20 protein-coding genes are annotated in these 25,047 nt (G+C 73.2%); 12 read left to right on the forward strand and 8 right to left on the reverse strand.

The genetic code is table 11. The features are described 5' to 3' along the window. Positions 1–15 precede the first annotated feature (15 nt). The 6 genes from BLQ34_RS13940 to BLQ34_RS13965 form a co-directional block, all read right to left on the reverse strand. Positions 16–759, reverse strand: a complete 744-nt coding sequence (locus BLQ34_RS13940; protein ID WP_091786670.1) for a hypothetical protein — start codon at positions 757–759, stop codon at positions 16–18. A gap of 3 nt (positions 760–762) precedes the next feature. After that, positions 763–2,415 (reverse strand): serine/threonine-protein kinase, encoded by a 1,653-nt coding sequence (locus tag BLQ34_RS13945; RefSeq protein WP_091786673.1) that lies wholly within the window; start codon positions 2,413–2,415, stop codon positions 763–765. Further along, the gene (locus tag BLQ34_RS13950; RefSeq protein WP_091786675.1) at positions 2,412–4,415 is read right to left on the reverse strand and encodes an FHA domain-containing protein; all 2,004 of its coding nucleotides are present in this window, start codon (positions 4,413–4,415) and stop codon (positions 2,412–2,414) included. The genes BLQ34_RS13945 and BLQ34_RS13950 overlap by 4 nt, the downstream gene beginning before the upstream one ends. Then, positions 4,412–5,233, reverse strand: coding sequence for a PP2C family protein-serine/threonine phosphatase (locus tag BLQ34_RS13955; protein WP_231961179.1), 822 nt, complete (start codon positions 5,231–5,233; stop codon positions 4,412–4,414). Before BLQ34_RS13955 ends, BLQ34_RS13950 begins: the two co-directional genes overlap by 4 nt. Further along, entirely contained in the window at positions 5,230–5,703 is a 474-nt protein-coding gene (locus tag BLQ34_RS13960; RefSeq protein ID WP_091786678.1) for a hypothetical protein, read from the reverse strand. Before BLQ34_RS13960 ends, BLQ34_RS13955 begins: the two co-directional genes overlap by 4 nt. A 203-nt stretch (positions 5,704–5,906) precedes the next feature. Further along, entirely contained in the window at positions 5,907–6,695 is a 789-nt protein-coding gene (locus BLQ34_RS13965; protein WP_091786681.1) for a glycerophosphodiester phosphodiesterase, read from the reverse strand. 111 nt (positions 6,696–6,806) lie between these two features. Between BLQ34_RS13965 and BLQ34_RS13970 the strand changes: the two genes are divergently transcribed. After that, positions 6,807–8,546 carry a stealth family protein gene (locus BLQ34_RS13970; protein WP_091786685.1) on the forward strand — a complete coding sequence of 580 codons (1,740 nt, stop codon included), beginning with the start codon at positions 6,807–6,809 and terminating at the stop codon, positions 8,544–8,546. Here BLQ34_RS13970 and BLQ34_RS13975 read toward each other — a convergent pair. After that, positions 8,543–9,556, reverse strand: a complete 1,014-nt coding sequence (locus tag BLQ34_RS13975) for an FkbM family methyltransferase (protein WP_091786688.1) — start codon at positions 9,554–9,556, stop codon at positions 8,543–8,545. The two genes, BLQ34_RS13970 and BLQ34_RS13975, sit on opposite strands and share 4 nt — an antisense overlap. Before the next feature lie 85 nt (positions 9,557–9,641). Here BLQ34_RS13975 and wecB point away from each other — a divergent pair, with 85 nt between their 5' ends. Both wecB and BLQ34_RS13990 read left to right on the forward strand, forming a co-directional pair. Next, positions 9,642–10,781 (forward strand): non-hydrolyzing UDP-N-acetylglucosamine 2-epimerase, encoded by a 1,140-nt coding sequence (gene wecB / locus BLQ34_RS13980; protein ID WP_231961181.1) that lies wholly within the window; start codon positions 9,642–9,644, stop codon positions 10,779–10,781. Positions 10,782–11,232: 451 nt separating this feature from the next. Further along, the gene (locus BLQ34_RS13990) at positions 11,233–12,321 is read left to right on the forward strand and encodes a stealth conserved region 3 domain-containing protein (RefSeq protein WP_091786696.1); all 1,089 of its coding nucleotides are present in this window, start codon (positions 11,233–11,235) and stop codon (positions 12,319–12,321) included. A gap of 6 nt (positions 12,322–12,327) precedes the next feature. Here the strand turns inward: BLQ34_RS13990 and BLQ34_RS13995 are convergent, their stop codons facing one another. Continuing rightward, on the reverse strand, positions 12,328–13,761 hold the full coding sequence (locus BLQ34_RS13995) for a CCA tRNA nucleotidyltransferase (protein ID WP_091790009.1): 1,434 nt from the start codon (positions 13,759–13,761) through the stop codon (positions 12,328–12,330). 110 nt (positions 13,762–13,871) lie between these two features. Here BLQ34_RS13995 and BLQ34_RS14000 point away from each other — a divergent pair, with 110 nt between their 5' ends. From BLQ34_RS14000 to BLQ34_RS14040, 9 genes are all read left to right on the forward strand, one after another. After that, complete coding sequence (locus BLQ34_RS14000) at positions 13,872–14,366, forward strand: NUDIX hydrolase (RefSeq protein ID WP_091786699.1); 495 nt, start codon at positions 13,872–13,874, stop codon at positions 14,364–14,366. Beyond that, on the forward strand, positions 14,366–16,519 hold the full coding sequence (locus tag BLQ34_RS14005; protein WP_091786702.1) for a DUF6049 family protein: 2,154 nt from the start codon (positions 14,366–14,368) through the stop codon (positions 16,517–16,519). Before BLQ34_RS14000 ends, BLQ34_RS14005 begins: the two co-directional genes overlap by 1 nt. After that, positions 16,516–18,159 (forward strand): murein biosynthesis integral membrane protein MurJ, encoded by a 1,644-nt coding sequence (gene murJ, locus BLQ34_RS14010; RefSeq protein ID WP_091786705.1) that lies wholly within the window; start codon positions 16,516–16,518, stop codon positions 18,157–18,159. Before BLQ34_RS14005 ends, murJ begins: the two co-directional genes overlap by 4 nt. An 81-nt stretch (positions 18,160–18,240) precedes the next feature. Next, positions 18,241–20,298, forward strand: coding sequence for a protein kinase family protein (locus BLQ34_RS14015; RefSeq protein WP_157693058.1), 2,058 nt, complete (start codon positions 18,241–18,243; stop codon positions 20,296–20,298). A 27-nt stretch (positions 20,299–20,325) separates the two neighbouring features. Next, positions 20,326–20,874, forward strand: coding sequence for an RNA polymerase sigma factor SigM (gene sigM / locus BLQ34_RS14020; protein ID WP_091786710.1), 549 nt, complete (start codon positions 20,326–20,328; stop codon positions 20,872–20,874). A 115-nt stretch (positions 20,875–20,989) separates the two neighbouring features. Then, complete coding sequence (locus tag BLQ34_RS14025) at positions 20,990–21,895, forward strand: hypothetical protein (protein WP_157693059.1); 906 nt, start codon at positions 20,990–20,992, stop codon at positions 21,893–21,895. Between the two features lie 156 nt (positions 21,896–22,051). Continuing rightward, positions 22,052–23,101: a thioredoxin-disulfide reductase gene (gene trxB, locus BLQ34_RS14030; RefSeq protein ID WP_091786716.1), complete on the forward strand. Its 1,050-nt coding sequence runs from the start codon at positions 22,052–22,054 to the stop codon at positions 23,099–23,101. Positions 23,102–23,252: 151 nt separating this feature from the next. Then, on the forward strand, positions 23,253–23,579 hold the full coding sequence (trxA, locus tag BLQ34_RS14035; protein WP_091786718.1) for a thioredoxin: 327 nt from the start codon (positions 23,253–23,255) through the stop codon (positions 23,577–23,579). 230 nt (positions 23,580–23,809) lie between these two features. Beyond that, entirely contained in the window at positions 23,810–25,015 is a 1,206-nt protein-coding gene (locus BLQ34_RS14040) for an N-acetylmuramoyl-L-alanine amidase (protein WP_197674708.1), read from the forward strand. The last annotated feature ends 32 nt before the right edge of the window (positions 25,016–25,047 follow it).

The following is a 25,047-nucleotide window of genomic DNA, read 5'->3' on the forward strand; positions in this document are numbered from 1 at the left end:
CAGCTACCTACTCCCCTACTTGCTGTTCACGATCTCGGTGCCATGCGCGATGGCCTCGCCGTCCGTGACGCCGTCGAGCAGCGCCAGGTCGGCCTCGGTCACGAGACGGGTCGACAGTGCGTGCTCGACCAACCTCGCCTTGCGATTGCTTGCCAGCTTCCCCGGCCCCCCGTGCAGACCACGTGTACCAGCATCTGCGACCTTCTGGCACACATTGTCCAGTTTTCGGTTGAACTTCGTGACCTTCCAGCCGAGCCGGGCCGCAGCGTCCGCGGACGACGGGATCTGGGCCACGCCGCCCTGCCCGCGCCGCAGGAACGGCTCGGCGAGGGCCACGATGAGCAGCTTCTGGTCGGGGGTGAAGGAGACCCGGCCGACGGTCGTCTCACCGGTGGCGTCGTCCTCAGCCAGCTCCTCGGTGCCGGTCGAGGTGAACGCGGGCGAGTCGACGACGATGTCGAAGTCGTAGGTCGTCGGGCCCGCGGTGAACCAGACGGTGAGCCGCTCGAGGGCCAGCGGGATCCGGGCGCCGGGGTTGAGCCAGGCCTGGAACAACCCCTTCTTGTCGGCCACCGTCGCGGTGAGGGTGGTGCCCACGTTGGACAGCCACCACAGGCCACCCTCCTCGACGATCTGGAGGAAGTTGCGGTGCAGGTAGGGGTTGTCGTCGATCTCGACGTCACCCACCCGACCGATGGTCAGCGGCCGCGCCGGGTCGGCCACGAACTGCTCACCGCAGAAGTCGACGGTCACACCCATGCCTCAGCCCGCCTTCTCGCACTGGGGTGCCGACCAGTTCGACTCGGAACCGCTGCGGATCACCCGGGCCTGGCCGCAGACCTGCGTGCCCTTGGCGACCTTGACGACCCGGGTGGTCGACTTGGCGTTGACGAAGGTCGCGGTGTCGAGGCCCTCGAGGGTGGGCGCGCTGCGGAACCGGTAGGCGTCGCCCTTCTCCGCCCCCGGGTAGGTCCACGAGAAGGCCACCCCGCCCGTGGTCCCCCGCGCCGAGATGGTCGGCACCGGCGCGATCGCCACCGGGTCGTCGTCGGTCTGGCTCGCGATGGTCTTGGTCGGGGTGGCCACCGGGTCGGCGTCGCCGCGACCGAAGACCGCCCACAGCGCGATGGCCGCGAGCACCGCGACCACGACCGTCACGCCGGTCAGCAGCATCGCCGGACTGATCTCGTGGCGCTCGGTGTCGTCGGGGTCGGTCCGGCCGGGGGCGGTGCCGGTGCCGCCGAGCTGGCCCGGGGCGGCTGCACCGGCGGCGGCACGGGACCGGTCCACGCGGACCGTGCCCTCCTCGGCGACGTCGTCGGGCACCCCCGGCGGTGCCGCACCGGGGCGCGGTGAGGTGACACTGGTGTGCGCGGCCGCCGGGATCGACGTCGACCCGCTCAGCGGTGGGTATGCCGTCCGGTCGGGTCGCGCCTGCGGCAGCGCCTGGGCGCTGCGCACCGCCTGCGGGCTGCGCACGCGGGTGCGGTCGTCCTCGTCGCCACCGGGAGCCGGGGTCTGGTCGGCCAGGGTGGTCTGGCCCTGGTCGTCCAGGACGACGATGGCGGTGCGTGGGAAGCGCTGCTCCTGCTCGATCTCCTGGAGGGCGCGCGCGAAGGCGAGTGCGGTGGCCGGCCGGTTTCCCGGGTCCTTGGCCATCGACTGCGCGAGCAGCCGGTCGAGCGAGACCGGCACGTCGGCCCGCCCGGTGCTCGGCACCGGGTTGGACCGGATCCGGGGCATCAGGGCGTAGGCGGAGTTGTCGCCGCCGCCGACCTCGAACGGCGAGCGCCCCACGAGCAGCTGCCACAGGGTGGCGGCCAGGCTGTAGACGTCGGCGCGCTCGTCACCGTTGGACTGGCCGAACAACACCTCCGGGGGGGCCCAGGGCACCGAGACACCGACGTCGTCGGCCTCCTCCTCGCCGGCGGCTCCACCTCGACCGGCGATGCCGAAGTCGGTGAGCCCCGGGGCGCCGTACTGGCTGACCAGGACGTTGGCGGGCTTGATGTCGCGGTGCGTGATGCCGGCCCGGTGGGCGGTCTCGACCGCGCTGGCCAGCTGGATGCCGATGCGCAGCACCTCCTCGACCGTGAACCGCTCGGTGCGGGCCCGCATCGCCATGTTCGGCGGCGGGTAGTACTTCATCACCAGGTAGGGGCGGCCGTCGGCGGACGTCTCGGCCCGGAACACCTGCACGATGTAGGGGTGGTCGGCCAGCTGGGCCATCGTGTCGGCCTCGTCGGCGAACTGGCGCCGGATCGCCGGGGTGAGGCCCTCGCCCTTGAGCACCTTGACGGCGACGTTCATCCGCGGCATCTGCTGCTCGTAGAGGAACACGTCGGCGTAGCCGCCCGAGCCGACCGGCTGGACGTAGACCAGGCCGGGGATCTCCGGCGGTGTCGAGGTGCTCACGACCCCACCTCGTAGGTGAGGCTGACCTCGTCGGCCAGCGTGATGACGGTGCCGGGCTCGATCACCTGCTGGTCGCTCGGGCGCAGCCGCACCGGGTGCTGGCCGGGGAGCGCGACGGTGGTGCCGTTGGTCGACCCGAGGTCGCGGATCAGCACGTGCCAGCCCTCCAGGACGATCTCGACGTGGTTGCGCGAGATGTCGTTCTGGGGGGAGGTCACCCGCACCAGGTGCGGACGGTCGGCCGCGCTGAGCTCGGCGTTGACCTTCGGGGAGCGACCGAGCAGCACCCCCCGGTCGAGCTGGACGACGTCGCCGGAGGCCAGCCGCAGGAGGCCGAGCGGCGGACGTGCGGTCTGGAACGGCTGCTGCGGCGGGATCTCCCGACCGCACAGTCGGCACACGCCGGAGTGCGGCGGGCTGCTGTGGCCGGCCGGGCACAGCACGGCGAGCACGGTCGGGCCGCTCACCGCGGGCCCGCGCCCGGCGAGCAGCGCGCTGCGGTCGACGGTGGCATCGGCATCGCCCTCGGCCGACGCAGCCGCCGGCACCGTCGGGACCGCGGGCGGCGACGGCACGCTGGTCTGGGGTGCACTGGTCTGGGGTGCACTGCTTTGCGGCGGTGCACTGGTCTGCGGTCCGCCGGTCGCGGCAGGCGCAGAGTCGATGGGTCCTGACTCGACGGGTCCTGATTCCCGCGGCGCTGACTCGACCGGCACTGACTCGACCGGCACTGACTCGACGGGTGTCGGGCGGACCGGAGCCGGCGGCAGCGGCACGCTGCCCGGGCGCGACGAGTGCGGTCCGGCCGGGGGAGCCGGCGCCGGGGCGGGCCGCACCGGGGCCGGCGGCGAGGTCACCGGGGGCGGGGTGGTCCGCGGGGCCGGGTCGGGGGCGGGCACGTTCGAGCCGCCGCTGCGCCACGGCACGGAGTCGATGAGGCCGCCGGGCGTCGGTGACGGCGGCGGCGGGGTGGCGCTGGACGGGTCGCCCGGCGGTGGCGCTGACGCCCGGCCCGGCGCTGCACCGGGGTGGAAGGTGTCGCGGGGCGGGGCGAGGGTGTGCTCGTCCCGGGCCGGGGGCTGCTGCTCGGCGAGGGAGTCGCGCGGGTCGAAGCCCCCCGCCGACTCGATCGGCGCGTGGCCGATCGGCGGCTCGCTGATGCCCTGGGTGTCGTGCTTCTCGATGTAGGAGGGCCGGTCGTGCTGGGTGGCCCCGAACAGGTGGTCATAGCTCGGCAGGTCCTCGACCTCGGTGTGCTCCTCGACCGGCTCGGTCGCGGTGCTCGCAGGGTCCGACGGGTCCTGGTCGGCCCGATCCGGCGAACCAGCGGGCCCGGCAGAGAGCGATGCGGCCGGCTCGGGGGCGGCCGGCTCGTCCGCGCGGCCGCGGCCGAAGACGCTCGGAAGCTTCCAGCCGGCTCCGCCACCGGCGGCGGGCTCGCTGGCCGGCGGCAGCTGGGTGTCGGCCGGGCTCGGAGCCCCGGTCACGGGCGCCGCCTCGGTCACGGGCGCGGTCACGGGCGCGGTCACGGGCGCGGTCACGGGCCCGGCCTCGGTCACGGGCGCGGCCTCCGACTCGGCCACCGAGGTCGTCGGCTCAGGGCTCGCGGGCGGCACCGGGGCCGGTGGAGCCGCCGTGGCAGGCGCCCCGGTCCGCAGCGCGACCGCGGAGACGTCCGGGTCCGCGTCCAGGTCGGCCCACGGTCCACGACCGGTGGCGCGCAGCTCGGTCGGGCCCGCGGGGCTCGACGTCACGGCATACGCACTGCCGCGGGTGACCACGCGCACCGGTGCGCCCTCGAGCACCGCCACGAAGTCGGGGGTGGCGCGCACGCCGTCGGCCGACAGCGCGTCGAGCACGTCGTCGAGGTCACCGTCCTGCGCGGCCACGCGGACCCGCTCCACCAGCGCACCACCCGCGCGCACGAGCACGTGGATGTGGCCGACCGAAACGGTCGACCATCCAGGCTCGTCGGGCAGCTCGATGGGGACGGCCGTCATCCCTCGCCACCTGCCGCCCCGGCGCTGGCCCGCGGTGCCGTGTCGATGTCGTCGAGGTCGGCGTCGTCGGAGTCGAGGGCCACCACGACCACCGAGACGTTGTCGCGGCCGCCGGCGGCCACTCCTGCCGAGACCAGCGCCTCGGCGCAGTCCTGCGGGTCGTCGTGCTCGGCGACGATCTGCCGGATCCGGTCGCTGCTCAGCTCGTTGGACAGCCCGTCGGAGCAGATCACGAAGCGCTCGCCCGCGTGCGGCGGGAAGACCCAGATGTCGGGGGTCGGCAGCGACTCCGAGCCCATCGACCGGGTCACGACGTTGCGCAGCGGGTGCCGTGCCGACTCCTCCTCGGTGATCAGCCCGGCGTCGATCAGCTCGCGGACCTCGGAGTGGTCGACCGTCACCAGCCGCAGCTGGCCGTCGACGAAGCGGTAGACGCGGGAGTCCCCGACGTTGAAGACGGCCCAGTGGTCGGAGCCGCCGGCCCGGACCACGGCGAGCCCCGCGGCGGTGGTGCCCATGCCGGTCTGCTCGGGGTGCTGGGCCACCGACTCCAGGATCCGGCGGTTGGCCAGGGCGAGCGCGGCCACCAGGTCCTCACGACGGCGGACCGGGGCGTCGGCGAGCTCGCCGAGGGTGGCCGTGACGATCCGGCTGGCCACCTCGCCCGCCGCGTGACCACCCATGCCGTCGGCGACCACGAACACGGTGCGGTCGGCGAGCACGCTGTCCTCGTTGTGCTGGCGGACCCGCCCCACGTCGGTGGCCGCCCCGGCCCGGACGGTCAGCCCCGCGCCGTGCGGGGCGTCGGGCGTGGTCACCGGGTGATCCGCACGGTCTGCATGAGCTGCTGGAGGGACTCGTACTCGCGGTCCACCTGCTCTCCCCCGACCGAGCCGGTCACCTGCAGCAGGTCGACCACCTGTCCGCGGCGGGCACCGGCGAACAGGTGCGCCTGGATGACGTCGCCGACGGCCTGGTCGGTCCACGAGACGTTGACCCCGACGAACGGCACGCTCTCGATCTCCAGCGCGAAGGGTGCGTCCATCTCGCCGTCGGTGCGGTCCTCGACGTAGGACTTGAGCTCGGCGAGGGCGCGACCGATGGTGAAGTCGCCGGACCGGGTGAACCCCCGGACGACGACGTTGGGGGCGAACCGTCCTCCGGTGTCGTTGCGGCGGGCGGCCAGCAGCGTGCCGGGCACGCGCACCGGGGACCAGCCGTCGGGGATGTCGACGGTGACGGACGGCGGGCCCGGGAACTGCGCGCTCGGGTACTTCAGGGTGGGCATCGGGACCTTTCGGGGGGACCTCGCGGCGACCTCGCGGTGGCACTGACTGCACCGCGAAGGCTAGGCCGACAGAGGTGCGCGACCAATGGGGAGCACTCCCCCACAGGTCTCACCCCACCTGCCGACCTGCACCGACCTTCACCGGCACAGTCGGGGCAAGACTCCCACAGGTGGGCAAACCGACAAAACCCCTCGTCCAGCCGTCAATCCGCCACATCTCGCAGCGCGGCCAGGCTGTGCGGCACGTCGTCGACCACCACCGCGTCCACTCCCGCGGCGAGCAGCTCGCGGGCCTCCGGGGCCGGTGGGCACCAGGCCACCACCTCCAGGCCGGCCCGGTGCGCCACCTCCACGGCATACGCCGCAGAGCGGAAGGTCGGTGCCCGGTCCACCGGGTTGGCCCCGAACGACGACGAGTGCGCCGCCACCACCTCGACCCCGAGGTGCGCCGCGGCCGGGATCGCCTTGCGCAGCGGGAAGGCCACCCAGGTGAGCAGCGCCCGGGGCGTGCCGGGGGCGACCTCCTCGAGCACGACCAGGGCCGACGGGTCGAACGAGGAGACCAGGACGGATCGGCGGCCCCGCTCGGCCGCCGCCACGGGGGCCACGAGCCCGGCCGTGGTCGTCTCCCGCGGGCGCAGGGCGTCCTCCATCGCGGTCTTGAGGTCGAGGTTCACCCCGACACCCTCCGGCAGCGCGGTCAGGACCTCGGCGAGGGTCACCGCACCCAGCTCGCGGGCCTGCTCGAGGGTCAGGTCGGCGAGGAAGTCACGATCGGCGATGGTCGGGTAGTGACCCACCACGAGCGCGTCGTCGGCGGTGCGCCGGACGTCGAACTCGACCCAGCGCAGCCCGGTGTGCGCGGCCGCCACGATCGACTCGAGCGAGTTCTCGGCGAGGCCGTCGACGTCCTCGCGGCCCATCCCCCGGTGCCCCAGGAGGGTCGGCCGACCCCCGAAGACCGGTCCGTGGTCGGCGTCGCGGGCGGGCATGCAGACCTGTCTAGCAGAGCCCGCCCCACGGTCGCCTGACCGGTATGCGGTGTTCGCTCGGGTACGGTGGGGACGTTTGGAAGGTGGTTCGGCGCCGGACGGGAGGGCACAGTGCAGAACCTCGCGCGCTCGGTCCCCCTGCCACTGCGGCAGCGGGCACACGCCGTGGTCCCCGCACCGCTGTGGCGGCTGATGCGGCGGGTGACGACCGGGCAGACCCGTCCCCAGGTGGCCTGGCGCCGCACCCGCACCGGTGTCTTCCACCTGAGCAGCGGCCAGCGCTCGGCCCGGACGGCGGCGATCGAGGTGCAGGGGCACACCTACCTCGCGTTGCGCACCGGCACGTTCCGGTCCAGCACCGTGATCGCCCGGCACCTCGCCCTGGTGGCCGACGCCTTCGAGAAGCACGACGTCCCCTACTTCGTGCTCGACGCCCAGTCCGAGCGGCGCCGCGTCGTCGTCGTGGCCGCCGAGCACCGGCAGCGGGCCCTCAGGGCGCTGCGCGCCGAGCTCGGGGGCGAGCCCACCTACCTCGCCCGCGTGCGCGACAAGTCGATCGACGCCCCCCGCCTGGTCGGACGCTCCGCACCACCACGGGCGGCCAAGGTCATCCGGGTCTTCCAGGTGCTGGTGAGCGAGTCGGGGAGCTTCCTCGGCGGACCGGTGCTCGGCTGCGACGTCGAGTTCTGGCGGCGGGTGGCGACCGACAAGCCGGCGACGTTCAACGGCGAGCCGCTGCCGGCCGGCACGTTGACCGCCCCGCGACGCAACCCCTGGGTCGACGTCATCACGCCCAGCGAGCAGAAGACCGTCCTGCGCCCGGTCGACGGCACCCCGCGCCCGGTCCTCGACACCATCGCCCATCCCCACCTGTTCACGGTCACCGAGCCGATCGACGTGGTCTACACCTGGGTCGACGGCAGCGACCCCGCCTGGCTGTCCCGCAAGGCGGTCGCGCAGGCCGAGTTCGACCAGCGCACCGGCGGCAGTGGCATGCACGCCCTCGCGGCCAACGACAGCCGGTTCGCCTCGCGCGACGAGCTGCGCTACTCGCTGCGCTCGCTCGACATGTATGCCGACTGGGTGCGGCACGTCTACCTCGTCACCGACGGGCAGGTGCCCGAGTGGCTCGACACCAGCCACCCGCGGCTCACGCTCGTGCCCCACCAGGTGCTGTTCGGCGACCGCGGCGTGCTGCCCACCTTCAACTCGCACGCGATCGAGAGCCAGCTGCACCGGATCGAGGGCCTCAGCGAGCAGTACCTCTACCTCAACGACGACGTCTTCTTCGGTCGGCCCGTGCCGCCGTCGCTGTTCTTCCACAGCAACGGCATCTCGCAGTTCTACCTGTCCAGCGCCAAGATCGGGCTGAGCACCTCGTCCAGCCGGGACATGCCGGTGATGAGTGCGGGCAAGAACAACCGCGACCTGGTGGCCAAGATGTTCGACCGCACCATCTCCAACAAGTTCCAGCACGTGCCGCACGCGCTGCGCCGGTCGGTGATGCTCGACATGGAGCAGGACTTCCCAGCCGACTTCGAGCGCACCGCCGCCTCGCAGTTCCGCAGCCACCAGGACGTCTCCATCTCGGCGTCGCTGGCGCACTACTACGCCTACGCGACAGGTCGCGCCGTGCCCGGCACGATGAAGTACCTCTACGCCGACATCGCCCGTGACGACACGGTCAACCGGCTGAGCTCACTGCTGCGGCAGCGCAACGTCGACGTCTTCTGCCTCAACGACCACGACTCCGACAGCGTGGCGCTGCAGACCCAGGACACCGTGATCCGCCGGTTCCTCGAGTCGTACTTCCCGATCCCGAGCCAGTTCGAGCGGTCCGCGTCCGACTAGGCGTTGCGTCGGGCCCGGCGATCGCGCAGGACCTGGCGCACCGCGCCATACAGCTCCCCGGCCAGCGACGCGGACGGACCAGTGCCGGGTGCCGCCGACGCGGGGACGGCGCCGGGCGCGCGGGCCGGCGGCGCCGCGGCGGCCGGCCGGGCCGGCTCGGGCGCGGCCAGGCGGACCGGCCGGTCGGCGAAGCTGGCGTGCAGAGCGAGCGCCCACCGCAGCCGGTCGGTGTCGAGCAGCGACTCCCGCACGAAGACCACGTTGTAGAGGTAGCGCGCCTGGAAGTCACGCGCGACCGGGACCAGCCCGCGGTCGTAGAGGTAGGAGTAGATCTCCGGGCGCAGCCACTCCTGTCCCCAGAAGGCGCGGTCCTCGAGCTCGATGATGAGGACCGAGGCCCGGTCGAGCACCGACTCGGCGCCACTCAGGACCTGCTTGGAGGCACCCTCCACGTCGATCCACAGCGCGCACTGCGTGAACGAGTCGCCGAAGAACCCGTCGAGGGTGACCGCCTCGACGTTGACCTCGACGAAGCCGTTCGGCGGCGCCTCGTGCCGCAGCAGCGAGCCGTTGCCGTCGGCGGCCGGGGTGCCGTCGGCCTCGGCGAGGAGGTTGAACTGCACCGTGCCCGCGGTCTCGCTGAGCGCCAGGTGGAGGTACTCCACGCCGACCGCGGCGTTGTCGTGCATGGCGCCGAAGCGCCGGTGGGTGAACGGGTTGGCCTCGAAGGCCACCACCCGGGCCTGGGGCAGGAAGGTTCGCGCGCGACGCGAGATCCCGGCATCCTTGGCCCCGGCCTCGATGAAGAGGTCGGGCTCGAAGATCCGCACGATCTGCAGGAACAGCCGCTGCAGGTCATAGGTCGACTGGAGCCGGTCGGCCGCGCTCGTGAGGTCGTAGTTGGAGGACGACGCCAGCAGCGTGAGGTCGTGCGACCGCAGGGTCAGCTCCTTGAGCGACACGCGCGAGACGTCGGTCGAAGGCTGGCTGGATGTCGCTGCGGGTGACATGTTGGCTCCCAGATCGAGGAAAAGGTGCCGCGAGCGTAGCGGCTATCCTCTGCGCGCACCCGACAACAAACAAGGACAAACACCAGTGCCCCACGTCATGCTCATCTTCGGCACCCGGCCCGAAGCCATCAAGATGGCCCCCATCGTCCGAGCCATCGAGCAGAGCGAGGGCGCGGTGACCAGCCACGTCCTGGTGACTGCCCAGCACCGCCACATGCTGGACCAGGTGATGGGGATCCTCGAGGTCACCGCGGACGCCGACCTCGACCTGATGAAGCCGAGCCAGAGCCTGGCCGGCTACACCGCGCTCGCCCTCGAGCGGGTGACCGAGCACATCGCCGAGGTCCGGCCCGACATGGTGCTGGTGCACGGCGACACCTCGACCGCGATGGCGTCGGCGCTGGGCGCGTTCTACAACCACGTGCCCGTGGGCCACGTCGAGGCGGGCCTGCGGACCGCCACCCTCAACTCGCCGTTCCCGGAGGAGGCGAACCGCCGGATCGTGACCCGGCTGGCCAGCACGCACTTCGCGCCCACCGAGCAGGCCAGGGCCAACCTGCTGGCCGAGGGGGTCTCACCCAGCGACGTCCTCGTGACCGGCAACACCGTGATCGACTCGCTGCACTGGGTCAAGAACGAGCTGCTGCCGCGGCCCGAGGTCGCCGCCCGGCTGGCCGAGCGCTACGGCTTCCTCGATCCCGGCAAGCGCCTGGTCCTGGTCACCAACCACCGGCGGGAGAACTTCGGCACCGGCATGGAGCGGGTCTTCACCGCGCTGCGCCGGCTGGTCGAGCGGTTCCCCGACATCGAGATCGTCTTCCCGGTGCACCTCAACCCGCAGGCCCGCGAACCCGCCATGCGGCTGCTCGGCGACCTCCCCACCGTGCACCTCATCGAGCCGGTCGAGTACGTCGACTTCGTCCACCTGATGGCGCGCGCCCACCTCATCATCACCGACTCCGGTGGGGTGCAGGAGGAGGCCCCGTCGCTCGACGTGCCGGTGCTGGTCACCCGGGAGACCACCGAGCGCCCCGAGGCGGTCGAGGCGGGGACCGCGCTCCTGGTGGGAGTCAACGGCGACCTGCTCGTGTCGGAGGCGAGCCGGCTGCTGTCCGACGAGGCCGCTTACGCTCACATCGTCGGGCTGCGCAACCCCTACGGTGACGGCCTGGCGGCCCCCCGCATCGTGAACCACCTGCTCGACCCGAACGGAGTCACCCCGTGAGCCCATCCCTGCGACCGCTCAGCGTCCAGCGGTACCGGCGCGCGTTCGCACGCATGGTCGCCGCGCCGTCCGACGCCACCGTCGACGTGCAGCACCCGCCGCGGCCCAGCGCGGTCGACGACTTCCACGTGCGCGAGACCCGGCTCACCGGTGCCGACGTCGCGCGGCTGCTCGCCGACGAGGGCGTGAGCTTCTGGTGGACCGACGACGTCAAGGGCGGCATCACCCGGCTGTGTGCCACGGCCGACCACGCGTCCGACGTCCTCCGGGCACTGCTGAGGCTGGCCGAGCGCGAGTCGCTGGCGGTGGAGCTGCGGCACCGCCGGACCAACGCGCTGCTCGAGTCCTCCACCCGGGCCGCCCTGCACACCCTGGTAGCCGAGAAGTTCATCCGGCTGGTCGTCCAGGACATGCGGTCCTCGGCACCCCCGCTCACCCTCTCGGTGGAGGCGTGGAGCGAGACCCCGAGGGCCACCTGTCCTCGCCCAACAACAACCCGCTGGCCTCGCGGATCTGGCGGTCCACGGCGGAGGCGATGGACCAGCGATCCGGGGCCTGGGCGCTCGAGGACCTGCTGCCCGCGCCGGCGGCCGAGGTCGTGCCGTTCGACGTCGACTGGGTGTTCTCGTGGGTCGATGCTTCCGACCCGAACTGGCAGGAGATGTTCGCGGCCTGGGCGCCCGAGGAGGCCAGCGACGCCAGCGACCGGTCCCGCTTCGCGACGCGCGACGACCTGAAGTTCGCGCTGCGCTCCCTGGAGCTGTACGCCCCGTGGATCCGCACCATCCACGTGCTCACGAACTGCCGCCCGCCCGAGTGGCTCGACGTGGACCACCCGCGGATCAACTGGGTCGACCACACCGACGTCTTCGAGGCCGAGCACCTGCCGACCTTCAGCTCGCACGCCATCGAGACGGTCGTGCACCGCATCCCGGGGCTGGCCGACCACTTCGTCTACTCCAACGACGACTTCTTCCTGACCCGTCGCACCGAGCCGGCCGACTTCTTCCACGCCAACGGCATTGCCCGGCTGCGCCTAGAGCCCTACGGCATCGTCAACGGGCCGGCCACCCCCGGTGACCCCGACTACCTCAACGGCGCCCGCAACTCGGCCGCCCTGCTCGCGGACGAGTTCGGTCGCACCCCGGTGCGGCTGCACACCCACTCACCGCAGAGCATGAACCGCACGGTGCTCGCGGAGATGGAGGGCAAGTACGCCGACGCCTTCACCCGCACGCGGGCCAACCGGTTCCGCGACAGCACCGACATCGCGGTGACCGGGTTCCTCTACCACCACTACGCCTTCCTCACCGGCCGGGCGGTGCCGGACGGCGGGACCACGCTGCTGATCCAGCAGAACCACCGCTACGCCCGGCTGTTCGCCCAGCTGCTGGCCGCGCAGGACACCGGCCAGCTGTCCAAGTACCTCTCGGTGTGCGTCAACGACGGTCGCGGCAGCCACGACAACGCCGACTGGGACGCCCAGGCCCGGTCGTTCCTGCAGTCCTACTTCGCCGAGAAGAGCTCGTTCGAGCGCTGACCCCGGCTAGCCGCGCTCGGGCTGCTCGGCCCACCACTCGCGCAGCGCCGCCTCGGCGGCCTCGCGGCCGACCATGCCACGGTCGAGGCGCAGCTCGAGCAGGAACGAGTAGGCCCGGCCGAGCACCGGTCCGGGCGCGATGCCGAGCACCTCGGCGATCTCGTTGCCGTTGAGCTCGGGCCGCACCCTGGCCAGCTCCTCGGCCGCCATCAGCGCCTCGATCCGCTCCTCCAGCTGGTCGTAGGTCTGCGAGAGCCGGGCTGCCTTGCGGGCGTTGCGGGTGGTCGAGTCCGACCGGGTCAGCCGGTGCAGGCGCTGCAGCAACGGCCCCGCGTCGGTGACGTAGCGCCGGACCGCCGAGTCGGTCCACGCGCCGTCGCCGTAGCCGTGGAACCGCAGGTGCAGCTCGACCAGCCGGGTGACCGCCTTCACGGTGTCCTTGTCGTAGCGCAGCGCCTTGAGCCGCTTGGCGGTGAGCTTCGCCCCGACCATCTCGTGGTGGTGGAACGACACGCCACCGCCGGGCTCGAACCGACGCGTGGCGGGCTTGCCGATGTCGTGCAGCAGCGCTGCGAGCCGCAGCACCAGGTCGGGCCCGGGCACCGAGGCCTCCGGTCCGTCGGCCGGTCCCTCGAGCGCGATCGCCTGGTCGAGCACGGTGAGCGAGTGCTCGTAGACGTCCTTGTGGCGGTGGTGCTCGTCGACCTCGAGCCGCAAGGCGGGCAGCTCGGGCAGCACCTGGTCGGCCAGGCCGGTGTCGACCAGCAGCCGCAGCCCGGCGCGCGGAGCGGGTGCCAGCAGCAGCTTGGTCAGCTCGTCACGGACGCGCTCGGCCGAGACGATCTCGATCGACCCGGCCATCGCGGTCATCGCGGCCCGCACCTCCGGCGCCACGTCGAGCCCCAGCTGGGCGACGAACCGGCAGGCCCGCATCATCCGCAGCGGGTCGTCACCGAACGACACCTCCGGGGGGCCCGGCGTGCGCAGGCGACGGGCGGCGAGGTCGGCCAGCCCGGCATACGGGTCGACGAACTCCATGGACGGCAGGCGGAGCGCCATCGCGTTGACCGTGAAGTCGCGCCGCACGAGGTCGTCCTCGAGGTTGTCGCCGAAGGCGACCACCGGCTTACGGGTCTGGCCGTCGTAGGCGTCGGCGCGGTAGCTGGTCACCTCGACGGTGTGCTCGCCACGGCGGGCGGCGATGGTGCCGAACTCGCGGCCGACGTCCCAGTGCGCCTCGGACCACGGCCGCAGGATCGCCAGGCTCTCGTCGGGGGTCGCGCTGGTCGCGAAGTCGAGGTCGGGCGAGACCCGGCCCAGGAAGGCGTCGCGCACCGGCCCGCCGACGAGGGCGAGCTCGTGGCCCCGCGCCGCGAACAGCTCGCCGAGCTCGGTCAGCACCGGAAGCACCGGCGCGAGGTGCGCGGTGGCGGCCCGCATCAGCTCGGGCAGCAGCTGGACAAGCGCCTCGGGGAGCGACTCGCGCTGTGGCTCGCGGGGATCGGCGGTGGACACGGAGGTCAAGGGTAGGCGCTCGTTAGAGTGGCGGGGTGACGTCCCCCGCGCGCGACCCCGAGAGGCTGGCCCCGAGCCGGCCCCGGCTGCCCGCGGTCGAGGAGCGCTCGGCCGGCGGGATCGTCGTCGACGTGCACGACGGCGTCGCCCGGATCGCCGTGATCGCCCGGCGCAACCGGGCCGGGCGGGTCGAGTGGTGCCTGCCCAAGGGTCACATGGAGCAGGGCGAGACGCTCCAGCAGGCGGCCGCCCGCGAGGTCGAGGAGGAGACCGGCATCGAGGGCCGCGTCCTCACCGAGCTCGGCACCATCGACTACTGGTTCGCGACCGGCGAGCGCCGGATCCACAAGTTCGTGCACCACTACCTCCTCGAGGCCACCGGCGGGCACCTCACCATCGAGAACGACCCCGACCACGAGGCGATCGACGTCGCGTGGCTGCCGCTGCGCGAGGCCCACGAACACCTCACCTTCCCCAACGAACGGCGCATCGCGCGGCAGGCCTGGCAGCGTCTGGCCGGAGACGGGTGATGCTGCGCGCCTCCGTGTGCCGCGTGCTCGCCGCGGCGGCGCTGGCCGTGCCCGGGTGGGTGGCCGGCTCCTCGCCGAGCACAGCGGCCCCCTCGGCCGCGGCCGACGTGACGATCCAGCTCAGCTCGGTGACCCCTGCCGTCGCGCGGGGCGCGGACGACCTGGTGGTCACCGGGACCGTGCGCAACGACTCCGACAGCGCCCTGACCCGCCCGACCGTCTCGGTGGTGCTGGGTTCGATGGACCCGACCCGCAAGGCGGTCCGCGAGTGGGCCGCCGCCACCGGGCCCGCCCCGGGGCGGGTGATCGGCCAGACCCGCCTCGCCGGCTCGGTCGCCGCGGGCGCCAGCTCGCCGTTCACGGTGCGGGTGCGCGACCTCGCCTCGCTCGGATCGGCTGCCTACGGCGCCATGCCACTCAGCATCCAGTCCGGCCGTAGCGGCGTCCGGACCTTTGCCGGCTACCAGCAGACCAAGCAGTACCAGCCGTTGTCGATCAGCTGGGCCGTGCCGCTCACCCTCGACCCCGACCCCAACCTCTTCGGTGGGGCCGGCAGCGCGCGGGAGACGGCGTGGTCCGAGGCGCTGTCCGAGGGGTCGCGGGTCTCGCGCGTGATCGCCGCGACCCAGGACGCGCCGGTGACCTGGGCCCTCGACCCCACCCTGACCCCGAGCCTGCTCCCCGACGACGTCGACATCGACGACGACTCGGCCCAGGGCAAGGAGGAAGGCGTCCTGCGCACGGCGACCGAGGACCGGATCGAGGAGCTCGCCCCCCAGCACCACCCGTGGGTGCTGCCCGACACCGACGCCGACCTGGCTGCCGTCGCCGGCATCCGCGCCGGCGAGCCGTTGATGCGCGGCTTCGTCGACCGCGCCGAGGGAGTGGCCACCCGTCTCGAGGGCCGGTCCGACGTCGCCTGGCCGGCCGACGGCGGTTACACCGCGAGCCGCGAGACGGCGCTGCGTCGGGTCTTCCGGTCGCCCGCCCTCGCCGGGCAGGTGACGTCCGCCGCTGCCCTGAGGTCCGCCGAGACGTTCAACACCCCGAGCGCGACGCAGCGCAGCAACACCGGGCTGCCGCTGCTCGCCTACGACGACGCACTGAGCGCCCTCCTGGCCCGCACCACGTCGTCCACCGACGGCGTGCTCGGCACCCAGCAGTTCGTCGCCGACTCGGTGGCCCTGCTCAACGAGCTCCCCGGCACCGAGGGCCGAAGCGTGTTCGTCGCCGCCCCACGCTCGTTCAACCCCGACCCGGAGACGGCCCGACGGTTCTTCGCCGCGGCGGCGACGATCCCCTGGCTGACTCCCACGACCACCGACCGGGCGCTGGCCACGGCGCGCCGTGCGGCCCCGACCACGGCCGCCCCGGTCACTCGTCCCAGCACGCCGGTCACCGGTGGGCGTGCGGTCCTCACCGACGCCCGGGTCGTCGAGCTCGGCCAGACCGTGCGCACCGTCCGGGGCGTCGCGCAGATCCGGGACGACGGCGACGTCTTCCTGCGCACCTGGACCCGGGCGGCCGAGCAGCTCGCCTCCACCCGGTGGCGGGCCGCCCCGACGGCGTGGAACACCCTGAGCGGGCGGGTCACCGAGGCCGCGAAGCAGACCACCACGGCCGTGAAGGTGTCGGCCAGCACGATCAACTTCCTCGCCGACTCCGGGCGGCTGCAGATCACCGTGACCAACGACCTCGCCGTGCCGGTCGACGACGTCAAGCTCACCGTCGAGGCGTCCAACCCCCGGCTGCGCATCGACAGCCAGCCCGCCATCCTGCGGATCGGGCCGAAGAGCCGGGCCACCGTCTCGGTCCGGGTGACCGCGCTCGCGGCCGGCCCGGTGCCGCTGCGCACCACGCTCACCACCCCCGACGGCACCGTGATCGGGCAGGGCGCCGACGTGCAGGTGCGGGTGACCCCCACGGGCCACTGGGTCTACTGGGGCCTGGGTGGGGTGGCCGGGGCCGTCCTCCTGCTCGGTATCGTGCGCACCTTCCGTCGTCGGCCACAGCCGACCGATCCTGTGCCGACCGGCCCCCTGCCCACCGACGGCCTTCCCACCGATCCCCTCCCCACCGACGGCCTGCCCACCGACGCGCCCGTCAACGACCCGGCCGACCCGGCCGACCCGCACCGAGAGACGACCCCATGACCGACGCACCGTCCGGCGAGCGCAGCCTCGCCCGGTCCAGTGCCCTCATGGCCGCCGGCACCGTGGTCTCGCGCGTCCTCGGCTTCGGTCGGGCCGCGCTGCTCAGCGGCGCCCTGGGCATCGGGCTGGCGGCCGACACCTTCCAGGTGGCCAACACCCTGCCCAACCAGTTCTACCTCCTGCTGGCCGGTGGAGTCCTCAACGCGGTCCTGGTCCCCCAGATCACCAAGGCAGCCAGCCACGACGACGGCGGCCACGCGTTCGTCAACCGGCTGCTCACCCTCTCGCTGGCCCTGCTCGTCGGCGCCACCGTGGTGGTGACCTTGGCCGCCCCGCTCCTCGTGCGCATCTTCGCCACCCGCGAGTGGAACTCCGACGCGCTCGGGCTCGCGGTGGCGTTCGCCTTCATCTGCCTCCCCCAGGTGTTCTTCTACGGGCTCTACACGCTGTTCGGGCAGGTGCTCAACGCGCGTGGTCAGTTCGCGGCATACATGTGGGCCCCGGCGCTGGCCAACCTCGTCGCCATCGGCGGGCTGCTGTGGTTCAAGCTCGCCCACCCCGAGCGCGTCGAGGTCGGTGACTGGACCCCCGGCATGATCTGGATCCTCGCCGGCACCGCCACACTCGGCGTCGCGGTGCAGGCGGCGGCGCTGTGGCTCCCGTTGCGGGCCAGCGGGTTCCGCTACCGACCGGTGTGGGGCTTCCGGGGCGTCGGCCTGCGCAGCGCGTCGACAGTTGCGGGCTGGACCTTCGCCGCCGTAGCGCTCAGCCAGGCCGGCTACATCGTGACCTCGCAGGTGATGACCCGCGCCACCCACCTGCTCGACGTCCGCGACGAGGGCGGCGCCGGCCTCGCGGCCTACGGCTACGCCTTCCTGCTCTTCATGCTCCCCCACTCCCTGATCACCGTCTCGCTCGTGACGGCGTTGTTCACCCGGCTCTCCCAGGCAGCCCACCGGGGGGACAGCGCCGCGGTGGTGGCCGACCTCGGCAGCGGCCTGCGGATGCCGGCGGTGCTGCTCGTGCCCGGCACCGTCGCCATGGTGGTGCTCGGCACCCAGGTCGCCCGCGTCGCGTTCTTCGACAACACACCCGACGAGTCCGCGGCGATCGGGCGGGTGATGGTCGCGATGATGCTGGGGCTGGTGCCGTTCGGGTGGCTGTACCTCATCCAGCGGGTGTTCTACGCCTACGAGGACGCCCGCACGCCGTTCCGGCTCCAGGTCGTCGTCACCGTCGTCGCGACGGCCGCGAACCTCGTCGCCGCCACCGTCGACCCGATCCACACCGGCATCGTGGTCGGCCTCGGCCAGACCCTGAGCAACCTGGCGGCCGCGCTGCTCGGGTTCGTGCTGCTTCGGCGGCGGCTCGGGTCGCTGCGGCTGCACCCGAGCATCCGCAGCTACGTGCGGCTCGGGCTGGCCTCGCTCGCCGCCGGTGCGCTGACCTGGCTCGGCGTGCGGTTGATGGAGTCGGCCGGGATCGACGGCCGCTCCTGGACCGGCGCGTTCACCGAGGTGGTGGTCGGCGGCGGCGTCTTCGTCGTGCTCGCCCTCGGTCTCGCGCACGCCATGCGGGTCCAGGAGGTCGCCCTCCTGCTCGACCCGGTGGTGCGCCGTCTGCGGCGCCGCCCGTCCTGAGCCGCCCGTCCCCGAGCAGCACCGCCTAGGATGAGGCCGCGTCCGCGACGCGACGGCACGGACGAGACCGGAGGAGGCAGTGTGCACGGGGTTGGCCCTTCGACGGTGCTGGGTGGGCGGTATGCCGTCCAGCGCCGGCTCGAGCAGCTGCCGAGGGCCGAACGCTGGTCGGCCCACGACACCACCCTCGAGCGCGACGTGGTCATCGTCTGCTTCTCCGAGCAGGAGTCCCACGCCGACACCACGCTCGACGCGGCGCGCCGCGCGGCCGGCCTCGACAACTCCCGCCTGGTCCGCGTGCTCGACGTCGGCCGCTCCGACGGGATCGCGTTCTTCGTCGAGGAGTCCATCCCCGACGCCCAGACGCTGGCCCACCTCCTCGAGCAGGGTGGCCTGCCCGCCGAGGAGGTCCGCCGGATCGCCGGTGAGACCGCCACCGGGCTCGAGGCGGCCCGTGGCCGTGGCCTGCACCACCTGCGCCTGACCCCCCACTCCGTGCTCCGTGCCCACGACGGCACGATCAAGGTGCGCGGGGTGGCCACCACCGCCTCGATGACCACCGACGAGGAGGTCGACGCCAGCCGCGCGGCCCGCACCGACGCCGTGGGGGTCGTGGCCGTGACGTATGCCGCGCTGACCAGCCGGTGGCCGCTGCCCGGCTCGGTGCCCGGCCTGGAGTCCGCCCCGCGGGTCGTGGGCGGTGTGCCGGCGCCGTCCGAGATCGCGGCGGGGGTGCCCGGCGACCTCGACGCGCTGTGCCGCCTCACGCTGAACGAGGACCAGGGCCCCCTGACGCCCGGCGACTTCGCGACCCAGATCGCCCCGTGGGCGATGACCCAGGTGCAGGGCTTCGCCGGCTCCAGGCGGGCCGATGACGACAGCACGCGGACCATCGCGATGCCGGTGGCCGACCTCGACGCCGCGTTCGCCGACCCGGCTCTGGTCGACCCGGGGTTCTCCGACGCCGCGTTCGCCGAGGCCGCCGCCCAGGTGCCCCCGCCGCCGGTCCCGCCCGACGAGCAGACCACGCCCGACCTCGCCCCCGTCGACGCGCCGACCACCGAGGTCCTCGCGCCCAGCGGTGCCGACGAGCCCACGCCCACCCGGCCGATCGCGGCCGGTGCCGCGCAGCCCGAGGCGGCACCCGGCCCGCCAGCAGGTGCGGTCCCCCCCGGTGCGACGGTCGACCCCGACCAGCCCGGCGCGGGTGCTGCGGCAGCCGCCCAGGCCGCCGCGGCCGCGAGCGCAGTGGGCTCGGCCCTCGGCACCGCCGGCCAAGCCGCCGGGCAGGCAGCCGGGGCGGCGGCCCAGCGGTTCGGCAGCTTCGCCCGCGCGACCGCCGACAAGGCCGCCGAGCGGCGCGCCCAGCGCCAGGCCGCGGCCGACCGCGCCGAGCAGCGCCGGATCTCGCTCAACCAGGCCCTCGTCGAGGGCGAGGAGCCGCTCGACGCGCCACTACCGCTGCTCTCCGCCGACCGGGTCGCCCCGCCCAGTCGCGACCAGACCAAGATCGTCCTCGCGATCGTGGCCACCTTCCTCGTCGTGGTGACCGTCGTGGCGGCCATCGGCGCGTCCAAGATCGGGTCGAAGTCCGACCTCGGCCTGGGTGGCTCGCCCACCCCCCGAGGCACGCAGACGGTGACCGCCCCGGCCGTCACGGTCCCACCGACGGGCGCCGATGACTCGGGCGACACCGGCGGCGGGGGCGACCCCTACGCGATCCTCAGCGCCACCGGCTTCGACCCCGAGGGTGACGGCGCCGAGCGCAACGGCGAGGCGGCCCGCACCTTCGACGGCAAGGACAACACCTACTGGAGCTCCGAGGGCTACGCGAGCCCGAACCTCGGGGGCCTGAAGAAGGGCGTCGGCCTGCGGCTCGACCTCGGCAACACCCGCGAGGTCCACACCGTCAAGCTCGTCCTGCCCAATGCCGCTGACGTCAGCGTCCTGGTCGGCGAGGACCGCGACTCGATGGACAGCGCCAGCCAGGTGGGTGCCTCCAAGGGCAAGTCCGGCGAGATCACCCTCACCGCACCCGCTGCCGTCAAGGGCCAGTACGTGTTCATCTGGTTCACCGCGGTGACCCAGGTGGCCGACGGCCGGTTCCGGGCCACGGTCGCCGAGGTCACCGTCAGCTGAGCCGTCCCGGCGGCCGACGAGACACCCATGGGCACCCTCCCGCTGCAGGAGCAGGACGACCGCACGCTGCTGAGGGCGCACGTCGAGGGCGACCCCGACGCGTTCGGTGAGCTGTTCCGCCGGCACCGGGACCGGATGTGGGCGGTGGCGCTGCGGACCACCCGCAACCGCGAGCTGGCCTCCGACTGCGTGCAGGACGCGTTCATCTCGGCGTTCCGCCGGGCCGGCTCCTACCGTGGCGACGCGGCGGTGACCACCTGGCTGCACCGGATCGTGGTCAACGCCTGCCTCGACCGGCTGCGCCGCGACAAGCCGACCAGCGAGCTGCCCGAGCGCGAGCTGCCCGACCGGCACGACGCGCACTCGTCGGTGGAGACCCGGCTCGACGTGCGCGAGGCGCTCGACCGGCTCCCCGAGGGGCAGCGCCTGGCGCTGGTCCTGGTCGACATGCACGGCCTGTCGGTGGCCGAGGCGGCCGAGGTGCTCGAGGTCGCGGAGGGCACCGTGAAGTCGCGGTGCAGCCGGGGTCGGGAGGCGATGGCCGCATTGCTGCGGGAACCATCGGGGCAGCCATGACGTCGTACACATGTCGCCGCCGCCGTGTCCGTCCCGGCCGCAGCGCCTGTCGACAGCACGCGACCCCACCGGTCGCGACCCCGCAACCTGACCCGATCGTCTGGAGGAAGTCGTGGTGAGCACGCCCCCAGTGCCTCCCGCAGACCACGGCGTCCCCTCGTCCGGGGACCAGCCCGGTGACCAGTCCCGCGACCAGTCCGGTGACCAGCCGCGCGGGCTGACCGACCGCTCCCCCGACCTCGAGCCCGACCCCACCGGCATCCGCGCGCTGCTGTCCGCACTGCCCGACCCCGGCCCGATGCCCGACGACCTCGTCGCCCGGATCACCGCCTCGATCGCGCACGAGCAGTCCGCTCGTGGGCAGGGCGAGGGCGCAGGCGGCACGGTGGTGCCGCTGCGACGGCGCTCCTGGGGCTGGCAGCACCTCGGCGCCGCGGCCGCCGCAGCGGTGGTGCTCGCCGTGGGCGTCCCGGCCCTGCTCACCGGCACCGGCCCCGGCGACGTGATGGCGGCGCTCGGGGGCAGCTCGTCCAACGACAGTGCCAGCGGCGCGGCCGCCAGTCTCGAGTCGGCCGGTGACTCCGCGGGCGACTCCGCCGGCTCGGGTGCGCAACCCTCCCCGCCCACCGACGGCAACACCGTGGCCCCGCGGTCGCAACCGTCCAGCTCCGGCGACCTGCGGGTGCGTGGCGCGATCGGCAACGTCCGCCTGGCCGCCACCGGCACGGCATACACGAAGGCCGGCCTGGCCACCCAGGCCGCCGCCCTCGGCACCGCGGTCGACACCTCCTCGGCGGCCAAGGACGGCACGGTCGACGGCGAGGCCGGGCTGCGCAGCTGCCTCACCGCGCTGGGGGTGCAGGACTGGTTGCCCGTGCAGGGTGACGTCGCGACCCTCGACGGGGCACCGGCGGTGATCGCGCTGGTCGACCGGGGCAGCACCCGCACCGTGTATGCCGTGGCACGCACCTGCGACGCGCAGCACCCCGAGCTGCTGGCCGGGCCGCTCAGCGTCCCCTGAGCCCCTCCCGCCCCAGGCGACCCGGCCGTGGCCACCCGCCTTCCCCACCCCGGACCGCCGGGGGTGGCCGGGCCCGCTGTTTTGTCAGGCGAGGCGGGTGTCGCGGGGTCGACGGAACATTCAGGCCCTACGATCGGTTGAAGAGACCGGCACCGTATGTTGCGGTGCACCGCCTTCTCGACCACAAGGGGCTGTAACCGCGTGACCACCACCGCACCCGCCGACATCCGCAGTCTGATCATCATCGGCTCCGGCCCAGCGGGCTACACCGCAGCCGTCTACGCGGCCCGCGCCAACCTCCAGCCGCTGCTCTTCGAGGGCGCCGTCACCGCCGGTGGCGCCCTGATGAACACCACCGACGTGGAGAACTTCCCCGGCTTCCGCGACGGCATCATGGGCCCGGAGCTGATGGAGAACATGCGCGCGCAGGCCGAGCGGTTCGGCGCCGAGATCATCACCGACGACGTCGAGTCGGTCGACCTCGAGGGCGAGGTCAAGACCGTCGTCGACGCCGAGGGCAACACCTACCGCGCACACGCCGTGATCCTGGCCATGGGTTCGGCCTACCGCGAGCTCGGCCTGCCCGACGAGAAGCGGCTGAGCGGCCACGGTGTCTCGTGGTGTGCGACCTGTGACGGGTTCTTCTTCCGCGACCAGGACATCGCCGTCGTCGGCGGGGGCGACTCGGCCGTCGAGGAGGCCACCTTCCTCACCAAGTTCGCCCGGTCGGTGACGATCGTGCACCGCCGCGACGAGCTGCGCGCGTCCAAGATCATGGCCGAGCGGGCCCTGTCCAACGACAAGATCAAGTTCGCCTGGAACTCCGCCGTCGAGGAGATCCACGGTGACGCCAAGCTCACCGGCATCACGCTGCGCGACACCGTCACCGGCGAGACCCGCGAGCTGCCCGTCACCGGGCTGTTCGTCGCGATCGGCCACGACCCGCGCAACGAGCTGGTCAAGGGCGTCGTCGACCTCGACGACGAGGGCTACGTCCTCGTGCAGGGCCGCACCACGCTGACCAACCTGCCGGGCGTCTTCGCCTCCGGCGACCTCGTGGACCACACCTACCGGCAGGCGATCACCGCAGCCGGGTCGGGCTGTGCCGCCGCCCTCGACGCCGAGCGCTTCCTCGCCGACCGCGAGCACGCCGGCGCGCCCGCCCCCGACGCCGCGCTCACCGACGAGCCGGCGCTGACGCACTGACCTGCACCGCGCGCCGACACCCGTGTCGGACCCCGCTGGGATGCTTGGGCACCACCGCACCGGCCCCCGGCACCCGCTGAACCGCACCACCACCCCAACCCCAGCACCACCCCCCAACCCCAGCACCATCACGATCGAGAGGAGCCCCCGAGTGGGAGCCATCAAGGACACCACGGACGCCACCTTCGAGGCCGACGTCCTCCAGAAAGACAAGCCCGTCCTGGTGGACTTCTGGGCACCCTGGTGCGGCCCGTGCCGCGCCGTCGCCCCGATCCTCGAGGAGCTGGCCGTCGCCCACGCCGACAAGATCGAGGTCGTCAAGCTCAACACCGACGAGAACCTCGCGGTCAGCAGCCGCTACGGCATCACCGGCATCCCGACGCTCAACGTCTACGTCGGTGGTGAGGTCGTGAAGACCCTCGTGGGCGCGATGCCCAAGCCGAAGCTGGTGCGCGAGCTCGCCGACTACCTCAACTGAGCCGTCGGTCGGCTCGACCGACCTGACCGTATGCCGGTCGCGCCCGACCACGGGCGCGACCGGCATCGTCGTCGGGTGGTCCACGACGCCGATCTGACTTAGGCTCGGGCGTCGGCCACGCTGTCGTGCCGATGCACCCGAACGTGGGTGCGCACCACCCCTGACCTGCACAGACATCCCATCGCGAGGCCCACCGACCAGCGTCTCGCCCCACCCCTCGAGGAGGCCGCGTGTCCGACAGCAAGTACGGCCTGCTCGGCCTCGGCAGCCACGGGCCGGAGGTCGCGGACGTCCGCGCCCGGCTCGCCGCACTGCCCCCCGACCAGCTCCCCGACCGACCCGACCTGCTCGGTGGTCCCGCTGCCGACGACGCGGCCGGTGCAGGGCCCGACCCCGCGGTCTTCGACGAGACCCTGGAGCGGGCCGTCCGGGCCTTCCAGCAGCACAAGGGGCTGATCGTCGACGGTGTCGTCGGCGTGGAGACCTTCACCGCGATCGACGGAGCCCGCTGGGCCCTGGGCGATCGGATCCTGCTGCACACCCCGGGCCACCTGCAGCGTGGCGAGGACGTCGTGACGCTCCAGGAGCGGCTCAACACGCTGGGCTTTGCCGCCGGCCGTGTCGACGGCCGGTTCGGCCCGCTGACCGAGCAGGCCGTGCGCAGCTTCCAGCGCGCCTACGGGCTGTCCGGCGACGGCTCGGTGGGTCCAGACACCCTGCGCGCCTTCGACGACCTGCGCCGCTCGGTGTCCGGCGGCTCCGCCAACACACTGCGTGAGCGCGAGCAGGTGCGCCGCTCCGGTCACAGCCTGTCCGGCCGTACCGTCGTGCTCGACCCGGGCCACGGCGGCTCGAACACCGGCGCGGTCGCGCACGGGTTGGTCGAGTCCGAGGTCGTGATGGACATCGCGCGGCGGATCGAGGGCCGGCTCACCGCCATCGGCGTCGCGGTCGTCTACACCCGCACCGAGCACACCAACCCCACCGAGGAGGAGCGCGCCGCGCTGGCCAACGACGCCGGCGCCGACCTCGTGCTGTCGCTGCACTGCGACTCCCACGGGGCGTCCGAGGCCGGCGGGGTGGCCACCTTCTTCTTCGGGCGCGACCGCAAGACCTCTTGGTCTGCGGTCGGCGAGCACCTGGCCGACCTCGTGCTGCGCGAGGTGGTGGCCCGCACGGGCCTGGAGAACTGCCGCTCGCACGGCCGCTCCTGGGCTCTGCTCCAGCAGACCCGCATGCCGGCCGTCCGCATCGAGGCCGGCTACCTGTCCCACGCGGGGGACGCCGCCCGGCTCGCTGACCCGGTGTTCCGCGACACCCTGGCCGAGGCCGTCCTGGTCAGCCTGCAGCGGCTCTACCTGGGCGACGACGACACCGCCACCACCGGGGTGCTGCGGCTCGGCGACCTGCGCGCCTACCTCGCTTCCCACCGCTGACGATCGCGAACCCGCTACTCCCGCAACGCTTT

The sequence above is a fragment of the Pedococcus dokdonensis genome (assembly GCF_900104525.1).
GTDB classification, from domain to species: domain Bacteria; phylum Actinomycetota; class Actinomycetes; order Actinomycetales; family Dermatophilaceae; genus Pedococcus; species Pedococcus dokdonensis.

Coding starts and splice junctions, on each gene's coding strand:
- BLQ34_RS13940 (WP_091786670.1), bottom strand. CDS start 759: ATGGGTGTGACCGTCGACTTCTGCGGTGAGCAGTTCGTGGCCGACCCG.
- BLQ34_RS13975 (WP_091786688.1), bottom strand. CDS start 9,556: ATGTCACCCGCAGCGACATCCAGCCAGCCTTCGACCGACGTCTCGCGC.
- BLQ34_RS13950 (WP_091786675.1), bottom strand. CDS start 4,415: ATGACGGCCGTCCCCATCGAGCTGCCCGACGAGCCTGGATGGTCGACC.
- BLQ34_RS13995 (WP_091790009.1), bottom strand. CDS start 13,761: ATGCGGGCCGCCACCGCGCACCTCGCGCCGGTGCTTCCGGTGCTGACC.
- murJ (WP_091786705.1), top strand. CDS start 16,516: ATGACCGACGCACCGTCCGGCGAGCGCAGCCTCGCCCGGTCCAGTGCC.
- BLQ34_RS14005 (WP_091786702.1), top strand. CDS start 14,366: ATGCTGCGCGCCTCCGTGTGCCGCGTGCTCGCCGCGGCGGCGCTGGCC.
- BLQ34_RS13960 (WP_091786678.1), bottom strand. CDS start 5,703: ATGCCCACCCTGAAGTACCCGAGCGCGCAGTTCCCGGGCCCGCCGTCC.
- trxB (WP_091786716.1), top strand. CDS start 22,052: ATGTTGCGGTGCACCGCCTTCTCGACCACAAGGGGCTGTAACCGCGTG.
- sigM (WP_091786710.1), top strand. CDS start 20,326: ATGGGCACCCTCCCGCTGCAGGAGCAGGACGACCGCACGCTGCTGAGG.
- BLQ34_RS13965 (WP_091786681.1), bottom strand. CDS start 6,695: ATGCCCGCCCGCGACGCCGACCACGGACCGGTCTTCGGGGGTCGGCCG.